The organism is Bacillus sp. B1-b2 (assembly GCF_009183415.1).
GTDB lineage: Bacteria > Bacillota > Bacilli > Bacillales > Cytobacillaceae > Niallia.
Window position 1 is genome coordinate 300,911 of the sequence record NZ_WEHU01000002.1, and the last position, 6,483, is coordinate 307,393.

The 6,483-nt window shown below is 34.3% G+C and carries 5 protein-coding genes; all 5 read left to right on the forward strand.

Translation table 11 applies throughout. From position 1 onward, the window contains the following. Nucleotides 1-14 precede the first annotated feature (14 nt). The gene (locus tag F9279_RS03400) at nt 15-629 is read left to right on the forward strand and encodes an acetate uptake transporter (protein WP_152111376.1); all 615 of its coding nucleotides are present in this window, start codon (nt 15-17) and stop codon (nt 627-629) included. A gap of 604 nt (nt 630-1,233) precedes the next feature. Further along, nucleotides 1,234-2,508 (forward strand): hypothetical protein, encoded by a 1,275-nt coding sequence (locus F9279_RS03405; RefSeq protein WP_152111377.1) that lies wholly within the window; start codon nt 1,234-1,236, stop codon nt 2,506-2,508. Nucleotides 2,509-2,597: 89 nt separating this feature from the next. Further along, complete coding sequence (locus F9279_RS03410; RefSeq protein WP_152111378.1) at nt 2,598-4,265, forward strand: sensor histidine kinase; 1,668 nt, start codon at nt 2,598-2,600, stop codon at nt 4,263-4,265. Next, nucleotides 4,262-4,990, forward strand: coding sequence for a LytR/AlgR family response regulator transcription factor (locus F9279_RS03415; protein WP_152111379.1), 729 nt, complete (start codon nt 4,262-4,264; stop codon nt 4,988-4,990). The genes F9279_RS03410 and F9279_RS03415 overlap by 4 nt, the downstream gene beginning before the upstream one ends. A gap of 132 nt (nt 4,991-5,122) precedes the next feature. Further along, a complete protein-coding gene (locus tag F9279_RS03420; RefSeq protein WP_152111380.1) occupies nt 5,123-6,358 on the forward strand; it encodes an OFA family MFS transporter in 1,236 nt (411 codons plus the stop codon). The last annotated feature ends 125 nt before the right edge of the window (nt 6,359-6,483 follow it).

Below are 6,483 nucleotides of genomic sequence, written 5' to 3' on the forward strand. Positions count from 1 at the left end.
TTTAGGAGGAAATTATGGGAACTCAGAATTACACACAGGTAAAAATTACAACTGCCGACCCTTCTGCACTAGGACTATTCGGATTAGCAATGGTAACATTAGTTGCATCATCGCAAAAACTTGGAATTACAGATGGTTTATCACTAATCTTACCATGGGCCTTTTTCTTAGGTGGAATTGCACAGTTAATAGCTTCTGTCTTGGACGCGAAGCATAACAATATATTTGGAACTACTGCTTTTGGTGCATTTGGTTTATTTTGGTTTGGTGTTGGTACAACATGGTTAATTCAATTAGGTGCCTTTGGAGAAACGCTAGCTGCAAACGTGGATCCTAAGCAACTAGGATTTGCTTTTATTGGTTACTTAATTTTTAGCTTATTTATGACAGTTGGTGCATTAGAAACACATAAGGTATTATTCTTTATTTTTGTCTTTATTGATCTTTTATTTATTGGTTTATCACTTAGCTCTTTCGATGTTGCTTATGAAGTAACTCATATGATTGCAGGAATTGCGGAGCTTTGCATTGCATTACTATCTTTCTATGGTTGTGGAGCAATTGTGCTAAACACACATTTTGGAAAAGTAGTTTTACCTATTGGAAAACCATTTGGTATTTTTAAATAAGAAAACGGTCGTTGAACAAAGGGATTTTGTTCAACGACCGTTTTTTTATAGAAAAAAAACTTTGGCCTAGGGTTCTAAAAAGCTTAAAAAACTACACTATGATGAAAAAAGTTTTTTGGCTCACCATCAAATTTGCACTAATCAGCAAAATAACCGGAAAATTTCCGCTTAAATGCAGATGGAGGCCTAATTCGAGGATAATAAGCGGAATTTTTCCGGTTAAGTAAGGAAAAAACTTCATATTTCATGTGATTTAAGGAAATAGTCGGAATTTCTCCGTCTATTGGGGCTATTTTTCATGGTAGTAACGAAATAAGGGAATTATCTCCGCTTATTTTTCTGAGCAGGTCCCTCACCTAATTCCCCAACAGATAAGAGAAAACCCTCTTAATACTAGAACGGGAAAAAGGGAATAGAAGATGGTGGAGGAAAATCGAAAACAATGGGAAGATAGAGCCTATTGATCCGTTTGTGGAGCATCCAATTTATCATTTAAATCTTTTATGTCATTTTTATTAAGCATAGTGTGCAAATAAGTACGAAACGTTATAGTAATATGTAGCGAATACTGATAAAAGATAGAGAAGATAGGGGGATGAAAGAGATGGATAAACGATTAAGTGAACTAATAGACTATACAAAAGAAACATGGGGATTAGCTCCTTATTATTTAGGGCGTCATCAAATTTATAGAAAGTTAACAGTAGATCTGCAAAACATTTATATTCTTAATATGGAATGGTTTCCTTCTACCTATGCTAATTGGACAAATGAAGAAGAGAATCCAGAAGGAACAGCCTCTATTGATATAGATTTTCATAGTAAAGAATTTTTAAGTGCTATTTTTGTAGAAGGGAAAACGTATGCTGAGAATGGTATCGTTTTTCCGAACAAGGAGAGTATAGAGGTTCAACAATGGTTGGCGTATATAACAGGATATAAGCTAGAAGAATTTGCGTTAAAAAGGCAGGAAAGCAATTATTTGTATTATGAAAGAGAAGTTAATGGAATCCCTATTTCTCCAATATCCTATTTGGAAGTGGAGTGGGATGAGCAAGGGCGGTTAACAAGTTTTACAAAAGAAAATGTAAATGATGAAAACGCTATTATAATAGAAGAAACTTTCTCTTTATCTGTATTGGAATTAGAAGAGTTAATGAGAGAACAAGTCAAATTAGGGGTTTTCCCGACAGAAGATGATAGCAGATTAGTATATGGAATAGGAGAAGTTCTTGTCCGCAATGATAAAAAGAGCACTATTCCCTTTTATTTTGACTATGATCTTTATCGAAAGAACAAAGTTAATCAAACAATTGTTTGGACAGATAGTAAAAAAGACACTTTTACTAGAAAGTCGATTCCAGATAATAAGGAAGTTACCACAGAACAAGCAAATGCAAAAGAACCTCATCCTGATACACTGCCAATAGGGAAAGAAGAAATAGAACACTGTTTAAAGGAAGTTACGTCCTTCTTACAAATGAAATTTCCCCATGATTCTGGCAAATGGGTAGTAACATATATTTACCGAGATCGATTCTCCTTACATGTTGAACTAGAGGAAAAATCAGAAAGATATCTACATAATAAACTGCTTCTTATTCTTGATCATCAGACAAAAGAAGTATTGAATTATATGGAAAAAGGGGACTTGTGGAGAAATATATTAAAAATAGATAATTGGAATGCAAAAGAAGTGAAAATTAGTAAAACAGAGGCTTTTCAAGAATTAAAGAAACACGTGGCACTTACGCCTATCTTTGTCTACAGCCCTTTAGAAAAGAAATATGTTTTATGTGGAAATGTACATTGTTCGGTATATATAGATGCAGAAAATGGTCAGGTGCTAGATTCAGAAGATGCCTTTATGATCTATTAGGTTTACTTTCGAAAAAAATCATGTGATTTCTCCCAACTAATGCTGTATCCTCTTATAATGAATAAGAACATAAATAAGGAGGTCACAGCATGACTACTGTAAGTGAATTGCAAATGCTCATTCAATTAATTGAACGTGCAGCACTTTTACTCATCACTTTATTCTTTTTAACTAGAATTACTAAATTTAAAGAAGTTCTGCAAAGAGATCATCATTCTCCAACAGAACTATCTCTAATAACCATGATTTTCTGTCTATTTGCCCTTTTTGGAACCTATTCTGGAATAGAGGTAGAAGGCTCTATTGTGAATATACGAATCATAGCTGTTATGTCTGGAGGTATCCTGTTTGGACCTTGGGTCGGAATTATTACAGGAATTGTATCAGGTGTGCATCGATATTTAATAGATATAGGCGGAGTAACTTCTATTCCGTGTTTAATTACTAGCATACTAGCTGGTTTTGTATCTGGTTATATTCACCTTTATTTGAAAAAATCAAGAAGATGGATATATGGAATTATCGCAGGTATGCTTTGTGAGATACTCACAATGGCTCTCATTTTAGTAATGGCAAATCCTTTTGAATTAGGTCTAGAAATTGTATCTAAAATTGCCTTTCCAATGATATTAGGACAAGTTAGTATTGGGTTAATTGTTTTAATGATTGCCAGTGTAGAAGGAGAAAAAGAGAGAATTGCTGCAAAGCAGGCTCAATTAGCTTTAAATATTGCTAATAAAACACTTCCTTATTTTCGTTCCATTAATGGGGAATCGCTAAGAACTATATGTACGATTATAAAAAGTGATATTAAAGCAGATGCTGTTGCCATAACAGATACAAGAGGTGTTCTTGCGTATGTTGGTTTTGGAGAAGAGAAGTACAAAATTGGGCAAGAAATTATTAGTACCTTAACAAAGGAAACAATTCGTAGTGGGAAAATTACAATCAGAAATAATATAGCAGATCATCATACTCCACAAATTCATTGCTTGTTAATAATTCCTTTAGAAGAAAGAGGCGTTATTACAGGCACATTAAAGATTTACTACCGTCAAGCTTATACCATTACATATACACTGCAAACAATGGCAATAGGACTAGCTCAAATTATCTCTACCTTAATGGAAGTTTCGAGAGTGGAGCAAATAAAAGAAGAAGCAAATAAAGCTGAACTAAAGGCTTTACAGACTAAAATCAACCCACATTTTCTCTTTAATGCTCTTAATGCAATAGCGTCTACAACTAGACGGAATCCTGATAAGGCGAGAGAGCTCATAATAAGTTTATCTGGGTATATGCGATATAATCTCGAGGTGGGAGAAGAATTAATTGATATTCAAATTGCACTTCAACAAGTAAAAGATTATATCAAAATTGAAAAAGCACGATTCGGTGACCGTCTTCAAGTAGAATATGACGTGGATGATACACATATTAAGTTACCAAGCTTACTAATACAGCCTTTAGTTGAAAATGCAGTTGTTCATGGCATTCTGAAGAGGAAAGGTCCGGGTGTAGTCACTATTTCTATAAAGGATTTGGGAGAAATGGTGCGAGTAAGTGTAAGAGATACAGGAGAAGGAATTAACCAAGAGATTATAGATCGCTTGGATCGTGGAGAAGTTTCTTCCAAGCAAATTGGTTTATCAAATGTTCATCAACGTCTAAAATTAATATATGGAACAGGGCTCATTATCCGCAGATTGGAGCCAGGTACAGAAGTATATTTTGACATAATGAAGGGGATATCATGAGAGCAATCATTGTAGAGGATGAAGTTCCAGCAAAGGAAGAGTTGGAATATTTAATTCAAACACATAGCAATATAGAGATTATAGCATCATTCGAAGATGGCTTAGATGTTTTGAAGTTTTTACAAGAGGAAGAAGTAGACGTCATCTTTCTTGATATAAATATTCCTTCATTAGATGGAATGTTACTTGCAGGGAGTATTAGTAAATTTGCAAGAAAGCCTTATATTGTTTTTACTACAGCATATAAAGAACATGCTGCACAAGCATTTGAATTAGAAGCATTTGATTATATATTAAAACCGTATGAGGAAAAGAGAATAGCTTCTATGCTCTCCAAATTAGAAGGTCATGTGAAAAAAGAGCAACAAGTACAAGAAGAAGTGATTCCAGAAGCTAATCGAAGAATTAATCTCCGAAAAAATGAGAATATAATAGTAACGGACGTAAATGAGATATATTATGCGGAAGCAAGTGAGAAAATCACGCTTGTTTATACGAAAGATGAAGAGTTTACGATGCCTATGTCTATTACAGAATTTCATGATAAATTACCACAGGATGTTTTCTTTCGATGTCATCGTTCCTATAGTGTCAGTATATCTAAAATCCATGAAATTGTCCCATGGTTTAATAACACGTATCTTGTTCGATTAAAGGATATAAAAGCAGAAATACCAGTAAGTAGAAGCAAGGTAAAGACTTTCCGACAAATTATGCATTTATAAATACCATTCATTCCGAAAAATATGCATTTCATTCTGATAACGATTTCAAAAGGTTTTCAAGCGGTATAATCCAAGTATAGAAATTATTAACTTGAATTCATATCATGAAAACCGAGGAAAGAGGAGATCGGAATGAAAGAACATAAAGTAAATCGCCTTCTTATCGTAATAGGTACCATCATTGTTCAGATGGGATTAGGAACTATATATACATGGAGCTTATTTAATCAGCCTCTTGTTGATAAATTTGGGTGGGAATTAAGTTCTACAGCTATTACTTTTTCCATCACTAGCTTTGCTTTAGCATTTGCCACTTTATTCTCTGGTAAGCTTCAAGATAAATGGGGACTTCGTCGTCTAGTGGCAGCTGCAGGAATTCTGCTTGGAGCAGGCTTAATTCTTAGTTCACAAGTATCTTCCCTATGGATGCTATACCTAGTAGCAGGTGTTATCGTTGGTTTTGCTGATGGTACTGCATATATTACCTCATTAAGTAACTTAATTAAATGGTTCCCAGATAAAAAAGGATTAATTTCAGGTATATCTGTTGGTGCATTCGGAACAGGAAGTCTTATATTTAAATATGTTAATGCAAGTCTTATTAGCTCATTCGGGGTTTCAACAGCATTCCTTTTATGGGGAATAATCGTATTAGTCATGGTAGTTGGTGGATCTTTCTTATTAAAAGAAGCAAAAGATGTAGCAAAAAACACAAAAGCGGCAACACAACAAAAAGATTATACAGTAAAAGAAATGCTAAAAACAAAGCAAGCTTACTTATTATTTGTGATTTTCTTCACAGCGTGTATGAGTGGTTTGTATTTAGTTGGAATTGTAAAAGACATTGGTGTTAGCTTAGCAGGTCTAGATGTTGCCACAGCAGCAAATGCAGTAGCACTAGTAGCAATCTTTAATACATCAGGAAGAATTATTCTTGGAGCTTTATCCGACAAAGTTGGTCGTATGCAGGTGGTATGTGGAACATTATTAGCTACGGCGATTGCTGTTGCAGTATTAAGCTTTGTACCGTTAAACTTCCCAATATTCTTTGCCTGTGTAGCTACAATTGCATTCTGTTTCGGTGGTAATATTACCGTATTCCCAGCCATTGTATCAGACTTCTTCGGACTTAAAAACCAAAGTAAAAACTATGGAGTAATCTATCAAGGATTTGGATTAGGGGCATTAGCAGGTTCTATCATAGCTGCATTATTAGGTGGATTTCAAGCAACCTTCACAGTCATAGCTGTGCTATGTATTGTATCTTTAATAATAGCAATCACGATAAAACCTCCATATGGAGCAGTTCAATCAAAAGAAAAACAAGAAAGATTGAAAAACATGCAGCCTCATACAAGAATTGGTTAATTACTCAACTTTCGCACCAGAAAAATAAGTGCTAATCGTTGGTTGTATTGTTTTTAAGGTCTATTAAATATATGGCTTGACAATGTTATTAAAAAATGAAAAAACACCTCGATCTTTGGTATAGT